Raw genomic sequence first — 14,773 nt, forward strand, 5'->3', positions numbered from 1 at the left:
CCCCCAACTATTGACTCAACACCGGCACGATCTTGGGATCCACCAGATCACGAATCCTGTCCCAGGGCACCGTAATCGGCACAAAATCACCGGCAGCATGCGAGACGGGCACATAGAACCGCACGCCGGTCGGTGCCGGTAGCCACTGCTCGAGTCGTACGTTGACGTTGTCCGGCCGCACCCGTCCCGTCGGGTCCAGACCGGGTAACACCTGCCTCAGCCGCTCCATCGCGGCATATTGATTGGGAAACAGGTCGTCATAGGTAATGGGTTGCGCGGTATCGCCGTTGATCACCGTCGTCGAGACCGACTGGTTGGGGTGGGCGGCGCCGCCCGCGTACCAGAGATACACCTGGATACCCGCCACCACATGCGGCCCGATCACGGCGACGCGGGTGGTCTCGGGGCCGGGCCCAAGATCACCGTCATCGATCGACACCGCCAGATCCTTGCTGGGGCCGGGCAGGTTCTCGACCAGATCCTGCAGCGCAGAGCGGATTCCGTCGTTGAATCGGTCGCGCACGGCGTCCACCCCGCCGGACAGCTGCGGTAGATGCACGTCGTAGGTGACCGTCCCCTGCGCACCCTTTTCTGCTGTCAATTCGGGGGTGTACCCAAAAGCGGGTGATGCGGTAGGCGGGGCGGGCTCCGTGGGGGCGGGGTTCACCGCTGAACTCGACGACGTTGTCCCCGAAGGAGACTCGGACGCGCCGGTCGTCTGTTCAGTCTGGTCGGCGGCGCGGCCGCAACCAGCGGCGAGCACGCACATCACCACCGCGACCGCGGCGGTGCCGCCCCGCACCGTCATGTGGGTGCGTTCGCGGGCTGGAAGGTGCCACTCACGTCTGCCTCCTCTTCGGCGCGAATGACGTGCACGACAGCATTGATCAATGCCAGGTGGGTGAATGCCTGCGGGAAGTTGCCCAGGTGTCGCCCGGTGCGCGGGTCGATCTCCTCGGCGTAGAGCTGCAGTGGGCTGGCGAAGGACAGCAATCGCTCGCACAAATGCCGAGCCCGGCGCACCTCGCCGATCTCCACCAGAGCCGACACCAACCAGAACGAACAGATGGTGAAGGTGCCCTCCTCACCGGAAAGCCCGTCATCGGTCTCCTCCACCCGATAGCGCAGCACCAGGCCGTCATGGGTCAGCTCATCGGCGATCGCCAACACCGTCGCCCGGATCCGCGGATCGTCGGACGGCAGGAAGCGGTTCAGCACCGCCAGCAGCAGCGAGGCATCCAAAGCCGTTGAACCGTAGCGCTGTACCAGCACCCCACGTTCATCGACGCCGTGCTCGAGGATGTCTTCCTTGATCTCGTCGGCGACACCACGCCACTGTTGGGCATAGCTCTTCTCGCCATGCATCTCGGCGAGTTTGGCGCCACGGTCCATCGCCACCCAACACATGATCTTGGATGAGGTGAAATGCTGCGGCTCCCCGCGCACTTCCCAGATGCCACGGTCCGGTTCACGCCAGTGCCGCGCCGCCTCTTCGGCCTGGTTCTTCAGGATGGGCCACAGCGTCGCGGGAATCTGTTCCCGCGACCTGGCGTGCACATACACCGAATCCAGCATGGTGCCCCAGATGTCGTGCTGGATCTGGTCGAAGGCGCCGTTGCCGATTCGGACCGGTCGCGCTCCGTCGTACCCGGACAGGTGAGGCAGCTCGCCCTCGGTCAGCGTGCGCTCGCCGCCCACGCCGTACATGACCTGCAACGGATGCTTCTCCCCGTTGTTGGCGCCCGACGCGTCGGCGATAAACGAGAAGAAGTCGTCGGCCTCGCGATCCAGACCAAGGGTGTACAGTCCCCACAGCGCGAAGGTGGAGTCACGGACCCACGAGTAGCGATAGTCCCAGTTACGCACTCCACCAGGGGTTTCCGGTAGCGACGTGGTGGACGCCGCCAACAGCGCTCCGGTCGGCGAATAGGCCAGACCCTTGAGAACCAGCGCACTGCTCTGCAGATACGAGCGCCACGGATGATCCGGAAATTCGCCGATGTTGATCCATTGCCGCCAGGCCTCGGCGGTCTTCCACATCTTGTCGGCTGCCTCCGCATACGTCTGTGGGACAGGGTGTTTCGACCAGCTCAGCGCGACGAACGCGTTATCACCTTCGGTGAGCCGGGTGCGGGCGCGCGCTTCTCGGCCTTCCAGTCCCAACCGGAGATTCGTGGTGAGCTTCAGCGTCGGATTGGCGTCGGGGTTCTTGGTGGCCCGACATATCGCCTCGCCGTATCCATCGCCGGAGTACTCCCAGGTGGCCCCCTCGCGGTGATAGTCGAAAGCGGGCTCGCAGTTCATGAGCACCTCGACCGTCCCGCTGACGCAGCGCACGGTACGCAACAGGATGTGTTCGGCATCCCAATCGGTCGGGGTGCGCTTATGGGTCTTGGAACGGGAATCGACGTCATGCCAGGGCCCCAGTACCAGCGCGTCACGCACGGTGAGCCATCCGGTCTTGGTCTGCCAGGTGGTCTCCACCATCAAGCTGCCCGGCAGGTAGCGGCGCGAGGCCGGCACGTTGTGCCCGTACGGCCCGATCCGGAAATGGCCCGCCCCGCGATCCAGGATTGCCCCGAAGATGCTCGGTGAGTCAGGCCGCGGAACGCACATCCACTCCACCGACCCATTGGAGGCGATCAGGCAGGTGTTCTCCCAATCCGAGAGGAAGGCGTAGTCGGCAATCGGCGGAAACGGACCGCGCCGCTGAACGGGAGACTGACTGGAAAGCAGTCCTTCTAGCGACAGCTCGGGATCAAGAGACGACACCATCTGACCATCGTAGGTGGGATCTGGTTACGCGCCCGGCTCATTTAGCGCCTGCGGAGTAGGTAGATGCCGAGGCCACCGAAGAGCAGCACGTTGAACACCAAGAGCGACGCAAGGACACCGGTGGACCCTCCGCTACGGGGACCCGCCAGGTAGATGATCAGGTCGATGCCGACCAATAGGCAGGCGGCAACGAGCACGGTCCAGATCAGGGTGGCTGGTTTCATATGCGTACCTATCCTCGAGCCGCGGCCAGTTCGGCGCCCAATGTGGCCATCAATTCAGCCACCGGCAGCGCGCGGGCTCGGTGGTGTTCGGTGCCCGCCCACAGTGACATCACATCCGGGTCGCCACTTGCCCGCAGCTCCTTGGTCGCCGAGTTCAGCGCCGGGAAACTCACCGGGGCAACCGATTCCATATCGCGCTGGAATGCGTTGGAGATACTGCGGGCAGGCCGGCCGGAGAAGACCCGGGTCACCACCGTGTCGGCCGGTTTCAGCAGGGCGTCCTTGTAAATCTGTTTAGCGCCCGACTCGTGGGTCACCACCAGCGCGGTCCCCAACTGCGCGGCCGTGGCTCCCGCCGTGAGCACCCGAGCGATATCGGCGCCATCCATGATCCCGCCGGCGGCGACGATTGGTAACGCGGTCACCGCCCGAACACTCGCGATCAGTCCCAGTAGCGGCTCCTCGGGTGCGCCCGCGTCGAAACTGCTGCGATGTCCACCGGCCTCCGGGCCCTGGACAACAAGCGCGTCGGCGCCGATCCCCTCGGCGATGGTGGCCTCGGTGGCACTGGTCACGGTGATCCACACCTCGGATCCGGCGTCGCGCAGCCGGTGCGCGTCCGCCGCGGTGGGCACGCCAAAGGTGAAGGACACCACCGGTACCGGATTGGCGACCAGGTACTCGATCTTCTCGGCATAGGCGTCGTCGTGCCAGACCGGGTCACCGGGAGCGACCTCGAGTTTGTCGGCCCAGATCTTCAGCTTGTCCAGGTACTCGCCGAGGTCGGCCCCCTGGTCCGGAGTGGGCACGAACACGTTGAAACCGAAGGGCAGCTCGCCCATGGCCTCGCGGTCCTGCCGCAGTTGGGCGACGGTGCGGTACCCGGCGGGCATGAGGCCGAATCCTCCCGCCGCACTCACGCCGCGTGCCACCGCCGGGACGGTGATGCCACCGGCCATCGGGGCACCAACCACTGGAAGACGAAGCCCGGCAAGCACGGTACTCATACATCTGAGCGTATCGGCGCGATGAGTTTCGGCACTCGGGCGGGTCGGTATCGGTATGAGCACACCGACCGCTTACCCCGATGTCGCAGGCCGCGAAGAATGGCTGGCGGCGCGCAAGAAACTACTGGCCCGTGAACGGGAGGTCACGCATCTACGTGATGCCGTCAACGCCGAAAGACGACGGCTGCCGATGGTGAAGATCGAGAAGGACTACCGGTTCGAGGGGCCCGGCGGCCAGGTTCGGCTCCTTGACCTGTTCGAGGGGCGGCACACCCTGTACATCCACCACTTCATGTGGCTGGACGACGTCAACCGCGGCTGCCCCAGCTGCACCGGCGCCGCCGATATGACGTTCACCGAGCAGGACATCGCGCTGTTGCACGACAAGGGCGTGACCTTCGCCTGCGTCTCCCGTGCGCCGTATGCGAGCATCGCGCGCTACCGCGACGAGCATGGCTGGACGTTCCCCTGGTACTCCACCGACGACGGCGATTTCAGCTACGACTTCCATGTCACGCTCGACCCCGCGCGGGTTCCGATCGAATACAACTACAAGTCCCTCGCCGAGTTGCACGCCGACGGGTTCACCGACGAAGACCTGCGCGGGGACTGGCCCGGTGCCAGCGTCTTCTTGCGACGGAAAGACGAGGTTTTTCATACCTATTCGGCCTTCGCGCGCGGCCTGGACCACTCAGCGGTCGGGTACCCGTTCCTGGATCTCACGCCGTACGGACGTCAAGAGCCATGGGAAGACTCACCTGCCGGATGGCCACAGGGCGGCGCCGTCGTCGGCATGCCGAGTCAGGAGTGCAAGCACTGAGCCCGAGTGTGCCGATACGGTCGAAATTCACCAAAATATCGACACTATTCGCACGCTCGACGAGGTTGGGTCAGCCGCCGCCCGAACCTCCGCCAGCACTACTTCTTCGGTTTGTCGGCCGCCGACTCGGTGGACAACGCCGCCACGAAGGCCTCCTGCGGTACCTCGACCCGCCCGATGGTCTTCATGCGCTTCTTGCCCTCCTTCTGCTTTTCCAGCAGCTTGCGCTTACGGGTGATGTCACCGCCGTAGCACTTGGAGAGCACGTCCTTGCGGATGGCCCGAATATTCTCGCGCGCAATGATTCTCGACCCGACGGCAGCCTGCACCGGCACCTCGAACTGTTGGCGCGGGATCAGCTCCTTGAGCTTCACGGTCATCTTGTTGCCGTAGGCGCTGGCTCCGTCTTTGTGGACGATGGCACTGAACGCGTCGACCGCCTCACCCTGCAGCAGGATGTCGACCTTGACCAGGTCGGCCTCCTGCTCGCCGGCCTCCTCGTAGTCCAGGCTGGCGTAGCCGCGCGTACGCGACTTCAGCGAGTCGAAGAAGTCGAAGATGATCTCGCCCAACGGCATTGTGTAGCGCAGCTCGACGCGCTCCGGTGACAGATAGTCCATGCCGCCGAGCTCGCCGCGGCGCGATTGGCACAGCTCCATGATGGAACCGATGAACTCGCTCGGCGCGATGACGGTCGTCTTGACCACCGGCTCGTATACCGAGCGGATCTTGCCCTCGGGCCAGATCGACGGGTTGGTCACCATCATTTCGGTGCCGTCTTCCTTGATCACCCGATACACCACGTTGGGTGCGGTCGAGATCAGGTCAAGGTTGAACTCGCGTTCCAGGCGTTCCCGGGTGATCTCCATGTGCAGCAATCCCAGGAAGCCGCAACGGAATCCGAAGCCCAGAGCCACCGAGGTCTCCGGCTCATAGGTGAGCGCGGCATCGTTGAGCTGCAGCTTGTCCAGTGCCTCACGCAGGTTCGGGTAGTCGGAGCCGTCCACCGGGTACAGCCCGGAGTAGACCATCGGCCTGGGTTCGCGATAGCCGGTGAGGGGCTCGGTCGCACCCTTGCGCGCGGAGGTGACGGTGTCACCGACCTTCGACTGGCGCACATCCTTCACACCGGTGATCAGATAGCCCACCTCGCCGACCCCAAGACCCACAGAGGGTTTGGGATCCGGCGAGACGATGCCCACCTCAAGCAGTTCATGGGTGGCGCCCGTCGACATCATCGCGATCTTCTCGCGCGGCGTGATCTTGCCGTCAACCACACGGACGTAGGTGACAACGCCGCGGTAGATGTCGTACACCGAGTCGAAGATCATCGCCCGCGCCGGGGCATCCGGATCACCTTGCGGCGCGGGAATCAACCGCACCACCTCGTCGAGCAAGGCTTCGACGCCCTCACCGGTCTTGCCGGACACCCGCAGCACGTCGGACGGCTCGCAGCCGATGATGTGCGCGATCTCTTGCGCGTAACGGTCGGGATCGGCCGCAGGCAAATCGATCTTGTTGAGGACCGGGATGATCGTCAGGTCCTTGTCGAGCGCCAGATAAAGGTTGGCGAGCGTCTGCGCCTCGATGCCCTGCGCGGCGTCGACCAGCAGCACCGCACCCTCGCATGCCTCCAGGGCACGCGACACCTCGTAGGTGAAGTCGACGTGCCCAGGAGTGTCGATCAGATGCAGGACGTATTCGGCGGAATCGGCATCCGTGCTGACCTTCCAGGGCAGCCGCACGTTCTGCGCCTTGATGGTGATGCCGCGTTCGCGTTCGATATCCATCCGGTCCAGGTACTGGGCGCGCATCGACCGCGCGTCGACCACACCGGTCAGTTGCAGCATCCGGTCGGCCAGCGTCGACTTCCCGTGGTCGATATGGGCGATGATGCAGAAGTTACGGATACGCGCCGGGTCCGTGAACGTCGTGTCGGCAAAACTTGGCACCGCACCATGCTCCCATGCCGACGGACGTGCTCCTGACACACACGTCGTCGGGGACTACCGGTCAGTATGCTCGCACCATGGCGTCACAGTGGCAGACGCTCGGGCGGAGGCTCGGGAAGCTCGCGGTGGACACTCTCGAACAAGTCGTCTTCCGCGAAGGCCCGAAGGTGCTGCGGCAACTACAGGGGTCGGAATTGGTCCAGCGCGGACTCCAGCGCGGGCTAGAGGCGATCGGTGTCGTCGAGCCGGAGCAACAGACCGCCATTCCGGGCCGCCCGGTGACCAACCGTAGCGTGCCCACGGCCCATCGGGCCCGTCGCATCGAATACACGCCTGACCTGGATGGCCGCGCCGATCCCGGAGAGATCGTGTGGACCTGGGTGGTCTATGAAGACGACCCCTCCCAGGGCAAGGATCGTCCCGTACTGGTGGTGGGACGCGACGGCACGTTACTGCTGGGCTTGATGCTCTCGAGCCAGGAACGCCATGACACCGACCCGGACTGGGTGGCGCTGGGCAGCGGAAGCTGGGATTACGACGGGCGCCCCAGCTGGGTACGCCTCGATCGGGTACTGGACGTCCCCGAAGCGGGGATCCGGCGCGAGGGCGCGATTCTCGACGTGGAACGTTTCAACGTCGTCGCCGCACGTCTGCGCGCCCACTTCTCCTGGAGCTGACCACTGACCCGACTGGGTCAGCGCACTTCAGTGTTCTACGGAGTTGCGCACCGGCAGCGGCGTGAACATGGCCTGATCAACGAACTGAGCGGTGTATTCGGCCAGTTCCTCGCGCTCCAGACGCAGCCGTCCGTCGAGCCATGCCAACACGGTGCCGGCGACCCCGGCGGCCAGCGCTTCGGCCTGCACCGCGGTGTAGTTCGGATCAGCATCCGGATCGAACTCGGCGCGCGCCGCACCCAGCATCAATGCCATGTAGTGCGTCAACCGCATACGACGGCGAGTAAGTCGCTGACTGCCCATCGCCTCGGTGGCGATCACACGGGCGCGACGGGGATCGGCGGTCAGTGCGGTCACCGCACCCACGACGCCGGCGTGCACCTGTGAGCGTGAGTCCTTCTCGGCAGCGGCCATCGCCGAGCCTGCCGTGGCGATGCTGTCCTCGATGATCCAGTCGAAAACCGCGACCAGCAGCTCGTCGAGGCCGTCGAAGCATTCGTAGAAGTAACGAGTGTTCAGTCCGGCGGTCTTGCAGATCTCCCGAACCGTTGTCGCTGCCCAGCCCGAGCTGGCCATCACCTCGAGCCCCGCCTCAAGGAGGCGTCGCCGCCGCTCCGCGCGGCGCTCGTCTGCCGTTCGTCCGCCGTATAGCCCGGTAGCTTGTTTGGTCACCATGGTCTACGCATTATTACTCTTCTTGCCAGACACCTGTGCAATAACTGGCTTTTCTGCGGTGTTTAGGCGAGTCGTGTTACTTCGACCACAACGTCCAAATCGGTCGAGCCACCCCCTGAATAGATGCCCTTGAGAGGACTAACGTCCGAATAGTCTCGCCCAATGCCCACGGTGACGTACTGCTCGTTGATTTCGCTGTCATTGGTGGGGTCGTAGTCCCACCAACCTCCGGCCCAGCCCTGGATCCAGGCATGGCTTTGCCCATCCACGGTTTCACCCACGGCCGCGTCTGGCTTCGGGTGCAGGTAGCCCGATACGTAGCGGGCCGGGATGCCCATGCTGCGCAGCAGCACCAGGGTCAGATGCGCGTAGTCCTGGCACACGCCCTTCCTCTCCCGCAGCGCATCCAGCGCCGAGGAGTGCACGCCCGTGGTTCCGGGCACGTAGTCAAGCTCGGAGTGAACCCATTTGGATGCCGCGATGATGGCCTCGGCGGGGGTGGCGTCCTTGGCGATCCTCTTGCCGACCGCTTGCACCTTCTTGCTGTGCGGAACGTACGCGGAGGGCGACAGATATTCATCGAATCGGTCGATCACCGCCGTGGTGTGCACCTCGCCCCAGTCCACCTCTTCCTCGGGTTTCTCGGCGGTATCGGTCTCCACCACCGACAGGCCCGTCACCTCCAACTCGGTATGCGGGGCGTGCAGATCGAACGTCGTGACGGCGGTACCCCAATAGTCGACATACCGATACGAGCGGGTGGCCGGGACGGTCTCCACGCGATTGAGAATGACGTTCTGCCGACCGTCACTGCGCGGTGTCAACCGAGCCTCGTTGTAGGAGGCGGTCACCGGTGTCTTGTACGCATACCCGGTCGCATGCACTATTCGCAGGCGCCACATGTCAGATCTCGCCTTCCTCGATGGGCTCCAGATCGTGCGCACCACCGGCATCGGACCACGCCACCCATGGCGCGGCGTGGAAGTACTGCAGTGCCACCGCCTCACCCAACTCGCGGCACGTCTGCTGCAGCCCGGCCAGCCGGGTGGGCAGATCCTCCAGCAGCACACCGGGTCTCATGAACTCCAACTCGCTGCGGGCGCGCCCCAGGAGCCGCTGCGCCTCCGCGCGCGCACCGACTCGGCTGTGCGGCCGGTGATCCAGCTCGTCAAGACTCAACTCGGCCTGGCGCAGCGAATGGAACACCGATCGGGGAAACAGCCGGTCCAACAACATGAACTCGACCACCCGATTCGCGTCCAACACCCCGCGGTAGGTACGCAGATAGGTGTCGTGGGCCCCCGCGCTACGCAGCAGGGTCACCCACGCGGGAGAGGACACGCGGTCGCCGACGCGCGACAGCAGGAGCCGCACCGTCATATCCACCCGTTCGATGGACCGGCCCAGCACCAGGAAGCGGTAGCCGTCATCGCGGCTCAGGGTGGAGTCGGCGAGCCCCGCGAACTGGGCGGCACGCCCCTCCACATAGGTGAAGAACTCGTGCGGGCCGAGCCGGCGAGCGGCGCGTTCGCGGTCCGGCAGGGCGTTGTACGTCGTGTTGAGACATTCCCACATCTCGGTAGAGGTGACTTCGCGTGCGCCACGGGCATTTTCCCGGGCAGCCGAGATGGAGTCGACGATCGATCCACCCTGTACTCCCCTGCTGAACGCGACGAGTTCGGTCACCGACCACACGTCGAGCACAATGTCCGGCGCATCAATGCCCAGCACCCGCAGCAGCACTCGAGAGGCATGGTCGGGGTCCACGCTGGCATCCTCGAGCAACTGATGCACCGTCACATCGAGGATGCGCGCGGTGTCATCGGCCCGCTCCACATAACGGCCAATCCAGTACAGCGACTCAGCATTTCGAGCCAACATCAGCGCATCCTCCCTTGCTGCTGTTGCTGTTGCTGCAGGTGGTGCTGCTGCAGGCCCGCAGTGGCCGCCTCGGGCCCCTGCTCAACCTCTGTGGCCTCCGGGAGTTCGGGTACCGGCTCGGCGCCCGCGAGCTCTCGCTCGGCCACCGATGCCCGCGAGGCCAGCACCCAGGTGTCCTTGGATCCGCCACCCTGGCTCGAATTCACCACCAGCGAGCCCTCGGGCAGCGCCACCCGGGTGAGCCCACCGGGCAGCACCCACACGTCGTCGCCGTCATTGACCGCGAAGGGGCGTAGATCCACGTGCCGGGGCACCAACTGGTCGCCGATCTTCGTGGGCACTGTGGACAACTGCACCACCGGCTGGGCCACCCAGCCGCGCGGATCGGCCCTGATCTTCTTGGCGATCACGGCGCGTTCCTTCTCGGAAGCGTCGGGCCCGAAGACGATCCCGTAGCCGCCGGATCCTTCGACGGGCTTGATGACGAGATGCTCGAGGCGGTCCAGCACCTCCTCGCGTTCCTCGTCGAGCCAACATCGGAACGTATCCACGTTCGCCACAATGGGTTTCTCGCCCAGGTAGTACTCGATGATGGTCGGCACGTAGGTGTAGACGAGCTTGTCGTCGCCCACGCCGTTGCCGACAGCGCTGGAGATCACCACGTTGCCCGCGCGTGCTGCATTGAGCAGCCCCGCGACTCCGAGCACCGAATCGGGGCGGAACTGCATGGGATCCAGGTAGGTGTCGTCGATGCGGCGGTAGATCACGTCGACTTGACGCTCGCCCTCGGTGGTGCGCATGTAGACCTGGTTGTCACGGCAGAACAGGTCGCGCCCCTCGACAAGCTCAACACCCATCTGGCGTGCCAGCAGCGAGTGTTCGAAGTACGCCGAATTCGCGACACCCGGCGTGAGAACCACCACGGTGGGGTCGGCCTCGTTGGTGGCGGCCGACATGCGCAACGCCCGCAGCAGATGCGAGGAGTAGTCATCCACCGCCCGCACCCGATGGGTGGCGAACAGGTCCGGGAAGACGCGCGCCATGGTGCGACGGTTCTCCATCACGTAGGACACCCCGGACGGCGACCGCAAATTGTCCTCCAGCACCCGGAAGGTGCCTTGGGCGTCGCGAACCAGGTCGATGCCCGCGACGTGAATCCGTACACCGTTCGGTGGGTTGATCCCGGCGGCCTCACGATGGAAGTGCTCACAGGAGGTGACCAGCCGGCGCGGGATCACGCCATCGCGCAGGATCTCCTGATCGCCGTAGATATCGGCCAGGTACATCTCCAGTGCCCGCACTCGCTGGGCGATGCCTCGCTCCAGCCGCGACCATTCCGCGGCGGCGATGACGCGCGGCACCAGATCCAAGGGAAATGGGCGTTCCTGACCCGACAGCGAGAACGTGATGCCCTGATCGACGAAGGCCCTCCCCAGCGCGTCTGCCCGCGCGGCCAGGTCGGCGGCATCGGTGGGGGCGAGCTCGGCGTAGATGCCCTTATAGGGCCCGCGCACGTTCCCCTCGGCGTCGAACATTTCATCGAAGGCCTTGGAGTAGGCCCCCTTCTCGGACACAAGTTCGCGGTATCCGCCGAATATCTGGTCGTCACGCCGGGTTAGCCGTGGCGTCGACGCCGCGCGTGCCGGCCGCCCCGAATTCGGCATCACTGTTCGCAGGCTCACCTTGCCTATGCTGCACTAACTCAGCGGATTCGGCAGTGCGTGCGCGGTATCTTCGATACTTGCTGGCCACCTGGACGCCACCTCGCGTTGTGCGCTCAGCCGCCGGTTTCAGGTTTTGAGCGCTCCCCTGGTAGTCTCTTCCCTTGCGGCGCTGCTCAGTCGCCCCGGATCCAATGATCTGGAGGCCTGCCGCCCCACCAGACGATTTACCGAAGGATTTAAACGCGTGGCCAATATCAAGTCGCAGGAAAAGCGCATCCGCACCAACGAGCGTGCCCGGTTGCGCAACCAGGCGACCAAGTCGTCCCTGCGCACGGCCATCCGCGGCCTGCGCGAGGCGATCGCAGAGGGCGACAAGACGAAGGCGGGCGAGCTGCTCGCTTCGGCCAGCCGCAAGCTGGACAAGGCCGTCACCAAGGGCGTCATCCACAAGAACCAGGCCGCCAACAAGAAGTCGGCGCTTGCCCTGGCTCTGAACAAGCTCTGACCCAAGTTTTCGATCGACGCCGAGTGCCCGCGTACGGGCGCTCGGCGTTTTTCGCGTCTTGAGGCTCCGTCGATACGTCAGGTAGTGACGAGTTCCGCTACCTTGCGCACCGCCGACTCCAACGCGTAATCGGCATCGGCCGCCGCTCCCTTCACATCGGCGTTGAGCGCGGCCACCACCCGCATCGCCTCCGCCACCGCGTCACGCGTCCACCGGCGCGCCTGCTTCTGCGCCTTCTCGATGCGCCATGGCGGCATACCGAGCTCGGAGGCCGCGGAGTAAGCGTTCTGCTTGATGGGGCCTACCCGCGCGATGGTGTGGACTGCTTCGGCGAGCGCGTCGGCCAACAACACATGCGGGACACCCCGTTGCATCGCCCAGCGCAGCGCCTCCGTCGAGCCGGCAATGTCGCCCACCACGGCCTTGTCGGCGATGTCGAATCCGGATACCTCGGCACGGCCGGAGTGATAGCGGCGTACCGCGGCCTCGTCGACGTTGCCGTCGGTATCCGATACCAACTGCGAACAAGCAGCCGCCAATTCGCGGATATCGGAACCGACGGCGTCGATCACGATGGCCACCACGTCGGCATCGACCTTCTGCCCCAGACGGCGAAATTCCTTGTGCACAAAGTCGGCCCGCTCGGCGGCCTTGGTGATTCGTGCGCAGTTGTGCACCGTGGCACCAAGGTTCTGCAGTGTGGTCGCCAGCGCCTTGGCGCGGCCGCCGCCCGAATGTTGAACGAGCAGAAAGGTCCCCGGCGGCAGATCGGCGGCAGCCTGCTCGATGAGGGCTACGGAATCTTTGCCTGCCTCGGCGGCCGCCTCGACGACGATGACTCTTTCGTCGGAGAACAACGAGGGACTCAGTAGCTCGGCCAGCTCCGCCACGTCGACCTGTCCGGCGCGCAGACGATTGACGGGGATGTCCGCATTCGCCTTGCCGCGGACCGCATGGAGCACCGAGGTCACCGCACGCTCGACCAGTAGTTCTTCGTCTCCCAGGATGAGGTGCAGCGCATCGGTCACCCGTTGATCGTCCCACGGCATGACGACAGCTCCCCCGACTGGCCGCTCGACCTTACCGAGACATAAATCTAAGGCTTTTCTAAGAAAATAAGAGAACGGTAAGGGTAGGGTCCATCGGGACGAAAGGATCATCGATGACACCTGAAAAGCGGGAACGCAGAGATCACGCGGTTGTCCTCGGCGCCGGCATGGCGGGACTGCTCGCCGCGCGAGTGCTCTCCGAGACGTACGAATCGGTCACGGTGGTCGAACGCGACGAGTTGAGAGCCGCCGCCGACCCGCGCAGTGGCGTGCCCCAGGGGCAGCACATCCACATGTTCATGAGCTCCGGCACGCAGGCGTTGGACCAGTTGTTCCCCGGAATCCGCGACGAACTCCGGTCCAACGGTGCCACGGTGTGCGACGAGGGCGACCTGTCACGCATCAGGATGCTGATCGGATCGCGTGAGATGTTCAATCGGTCCGGGACGTTCAGCGATCCGGAAACATTCAAGCTCTATCTTGCGACCCGGCCTTTCTTGGAACTGCATGTACGCCAACGTGTTCAGCGCCTGGGCAACGTGAAGTTCCTGGACGGACATGACGTCATCGAGCCCATGACCGCGGACCAGCGTGTCACCGGCGTGCGGGTGGCACGGCGCTCCACCGGCCTGGTGACAACGCTGATCTCGGACGTGGTGATCGATGCGACCGGACGTACCCCACGGACCCAGACCTTCCTGGACCGACTTGGCTACGCCCGTCCGGCCGAAGTCCGCATGGCATCACCGGTGACCTATGCGAGCCAACTGCTGCACATTGCCGACGACGCCGACCTGGACAAGCTCACTTTCTTCAACCCGGCGCCCGGGCGCCCGTACGGCGGAGCCATCGCCCGCTGCGAAAACGGCACCGTCATGATGACGCTGGGCACGTTCAACCTGGACGATCCTCCCGCCACCTTCGACGAAATGATCTCTTTCGCAGAACAATTCGTACCCGACGAGCTCCTGGACACCATCCGTGCGGCGGTGCCGATAGGCGATGTGCGCATCTTCCGGTATCGCGAGGCGGTATGGCGCCGCTATGACCAGATGGAGCAGTTCCCGGAAGGTCTACTGGTGATAGGTGACGCGATCTGCAGCCTGGACCCCATCAAGGGTCAGGGGATGACGATGGCGGTCTTCGAAGCGGTCGCCCTGAGGGACTGCCTCTTCGAGGGCGACACCGGGCTGGCCCACCGGTACTTCCACGCCGTCGGGCGTCGCATCAACGCGGTGTGGCAGCAGAACAAGCTGTCGGCCCCACTGTTCACCGAGATGCCTGCCAACGCACCCTTCTCGCATCGGATGCTGTGGAAGCTGATCGCATGGTGGTCGGCCAAGATGATGATCGCGGCGCGCAACGACATTCGGATTACCGAGACAATCCTGCGCGTCAACAATCTGCACGACTCCCCTTCGTTGATGCGTCGGCCCGCGTTCTCGTTGCGGGTACTGCGGCACTGCTGGCGGCGAGACGAGGCGCCCGCCGTGCAGGCACCTCGGCGCCACCTTGCCCTCTCCGGGGCGTAGTCCGGTCGTTCC

At 64.8% G+C, this 14,773-nt stretch carries 14 protein-coding genes; 4 read left to right on the top strand and 10 right to left on the bottom strand.

Translation table 11 applies throughout. From position 1 onward, the window contains the following. Positions 1-7: 7 nt before the first annotated feature. The 4 genes from BKG76_RS01925 to BKG76_RS01940 are packed head-to-tail and all read right to left on the bottom strand — an operon-like array spanning position 8 to position 4,006. Complete coding sequence (locus BKG76_RS01925) at positions 8-808, bottom strand: hypothetical protein (protein WP_070935479.1); 801 nt, start codon at positions 806-808, stop codon at positions 8-10. Next, entirely contained in the window at positions 805-2,775 is a 1,971-nt protein-coding gene (locus tag BKG76_RS01930; protein WP_070935482.1) for a glycoside hydrolase family 15 protein, read from the bottom strand. The genes BKG76_RS01925 and BKG76_RS01930 overlap by 4 nt, the downstream gene beginning before the upstream one ends. Before the next feature lie 41 nt (positions 2,776-2,816). Further along, a complete protein-coding gene (locus BKG76_RS01935) occupies positions 2,817-2,999 on the bottom strand; it encodes a hypothetical protein (protein WP_070935485.1) in 183 nt (60 codons plus the stop codon). A gap of 8 nt (positions 3,000-3,007) precedes the next feature. After that, on the bottom strand, positions 3,008-4,006 hold the full coding sequence (locus tag BKG76_RS01940) for an NAD(P)H-dependent flavin oxidoreductase (protein ID WP_070935487.1): 999 nt from the start codon (positions 4,004-4,006) through the stop codon (positions 3,008-3,010). 55 nt (positions 4,007-4,061) lie between these two features. Here BKG76_RS01940 and BKG76_RS01945 point away from each other — a divergent pair, with 55 nt between their 5' ends. Then, positions 4,062-4,826 carry a DUF899 domain-containing protein gene (locus BKG76_RS01945; RefSeq protein WP_070935489.1) on the top strand — a complete coding sequence of 255 codons (765 nt, stop codon included), beginning with the start codon at positions 4,062-4,064 and terminating at the stop codon, positions 4,824-4,826. A gap of 98 nt (positions 4,827-4,924) precedes the next feature. Here the strand turns inward: BKG76_RS01945 and lepA are convergent, their stop codons facing one another. Next, entirely contained in the window at positions 4,925-6,778 is a 1,854-nt protein-coding gene (lepA, locus tag BKG76_RS01950) for a translation elongation factor 4 (protein ID WP_070935491.1), read from the bottom strand. A gap of 77 nt (positions 6,779-6,855) precedes the next feature. Between lepA and BKG76_RS01955 the strand changes: the two genes are divergently transcribed. Beyond that, on the top strand, positions 6,856-7,455 hold the full coding sequence (locus tag BKG76_RS01955; protein ID WP_070936796.1) for a type II toxin-antitoxin system PemK/MazF family toxin: 600 nt from the start codon (positions 6,856-6,858) through the stop codon (positions 7,453-7,455). 27 nt (positions 7,456-7,482) lie between these two features. Here BKG76_RS01955 and BKG76_RS01960 read toward each other — a convergent pair whose 3' ends face one another. The 4 genes from BKG76_RS01960 to BKG76_RS01975 all read right to left on the bottom strand — a co-directional run bounded on the left by BKG76_RS01960 (position 7,483) and on the right by BKG76_RS01975 (position 11,675). Next, positions 7,483-8,130, bottom strand: coding sequence for a TetR/AcrR family transcriptional regulator (locus BKG76_RS01960; protein WP_057964958.1), 648 nt, complete (start codon positions 8,128-8,130; stop codon positions 7,483-7,485). Between the two features lie 62 nt (positions 8,131-8,192). After that, positions 8,193-9,032 (bottom strand): transglutaminase family protein, encoded by an 840-nt coding sequence (locus BKG76_RS01965; RefSeq protein ID WP_070935493.1) that lies wholly within the window; start codon positions 9,030-9,032, stop codon positions 8,193-8,195. A gap of 1 nt (position 9,033) precedes the next feature. After that, the gene (locus BKG76_RS01970; protein WP_070935495.1) at positions 9,034-10,011 is read right to left on the bottom strand and encodes an alpha-E domain-containing protein; all 978 of its coding nucleotides are present in this window, start codon (positions 10,009-10,011) and stop codon (positions 9,034-9,036) included. Further along, positions 10,011-11,675: a circularly permuted type 2 ATP-grasp protein gene (locus BKG76_RS01975; protein ID WP_070935497.1), complete on the bottom strand. Its 1,665-nt coding sequence runs from the start codon at positions 11,673-11,675 to the stop codon at positions 10,011-10,013. Before BKG76_RS01975 ends, BKG76_RS01970 begins: the two co-directional genes overlap by 1 nt. Before the next feature lie 244 nt (positions 11,676-11,919). Between BKG76_RS01975 and rpsT the strand changes: the two genes are divergently transcribed. Then, positions 11,920-12,180, top strand: coding sequence for a 30S ribosomal protein S20 (gene rpsT / locus BKG76_RS01980; protein ID WP_070935499.1), 261 nt, complete (start codon positions 11,920-11,922; stop codon positions 12,178-12,180). Between the two features lie 77 nt (positions 12,181-12,257). On the opposite strand, the gene holA is transcribed toward rpsT, so the two are convergent. After that, positions 12,258-13,208, bottom strand: a complete 951-nt coding sequence (holA, locus tag BKG76_RS01985) for a DNA polymerase III subunit delta (protein WP_109420602.1) — start codon at positions 13,206-13,208, stop codon at positions 12,258-12,260. 134 nt (positions 13,209-13,342) lie between these two features. Between holA and BKG76_RS01990 the strand changes: the two genes are divergently transcribed. After that, complete coding sequence (locus tag BKG76_RS01990) at positions 13,343-14,761, top strand: FAD-dependent oxidoreductase (RefSeq protein ID WP_070935504.1); 1,419 nt, start codon at positions 13,343-13,345, stop codon at positions 14,759-14,761. Positions 14,762-14,773: the final 12 nt, after the last annotated feature.

The organism is Mycobacteroides franklinii, from assembly GCF_001853795.1.
GTDB classification, from domain to species: domain Bacteria; phylum Actinomycetota; class Actinomycetes; order Mycobacteriales; family Mycobacteriaceae; genus Mycobacterium; species Mycobacterium franklinii.

Coding starts and splice junctions, on each gene's coding strand:
- BKG76_RS01955 (WP_070936796.1), top strand. CDS start 6,856: ATGGCGTCACAGTGGCAGACGCTCGGGCGGAGGCTCGGGAAGCTCGCG.
- BKG76_RS01970 (WP_070935495.1), bottom strand. CDS start 10,011: ATGTTGGCTCGAAATGCTGAGTCGCTGTACTGGATTGGCCGTTATGTG.
- BKG76_RS01940 (WP_070935487.1), bottom strand. CDS start 4,006: ATGAGTACCGTGCTTGCCGGGCTTCGTCTTCCAGTGGTTGGTGCCCCG.
- BKG76_RS01965 (WP_070935493.1), bottom strand. CDS start 9,032: ATGTGGCGCCTGCGAATAGTGCATGCGACCGGGTATGCGTACAAGACA.
- BKG76_RS01975 (WP_070935497.1), bottom strand. CDS start 11,675: ATGCCGAATTCGGGGCGGCCGGCACGCGCGGCGTCGACGCCACGGCTA.
- BKG76_RS01990 (WP_070935504.1), top strand. CDS start 13,343: ATGACACCTGAAAAGCGGGAACGCAGAGATCACGCGGTTGTCCTCGGC.
- BKG76_RS01930 (WP_070935482.1), bottom strand. CDS start 2,775: ATGGTGTCGTCTCTTGATCCCGAGCTGTCGCTAGAAGGACTGCTTTCC.
- BKG76_RS01925 (WP_070935479.1), bottom strand. CDS start 808: ATGACGGTGCGGGGCGGCACCGCCGCGGTCGCGGTGGTGATGTGCGTG.
- BKG76_RS01935 (WP_070935485.1), bottom strand. CDS start 2,999: ATGAAACCAGCCACCCTGATCTGGACCGTGCTCGTTGCCGCCTGCCTA.
- BKG76_RS01945 (WP_070935489.1), top strand. CDS start 4,062: ATGAGCACACCGACCGCTTACCCCGATGTCGCAGGCCGCGAAGAATGG.
- BKG76_RS01960 (WP_057964958.1), bottom strand. CDS start 8,130: ATGGTGACCAAACAAGCTACCGGGCTATACGGCGGACGAACGGCAGAC.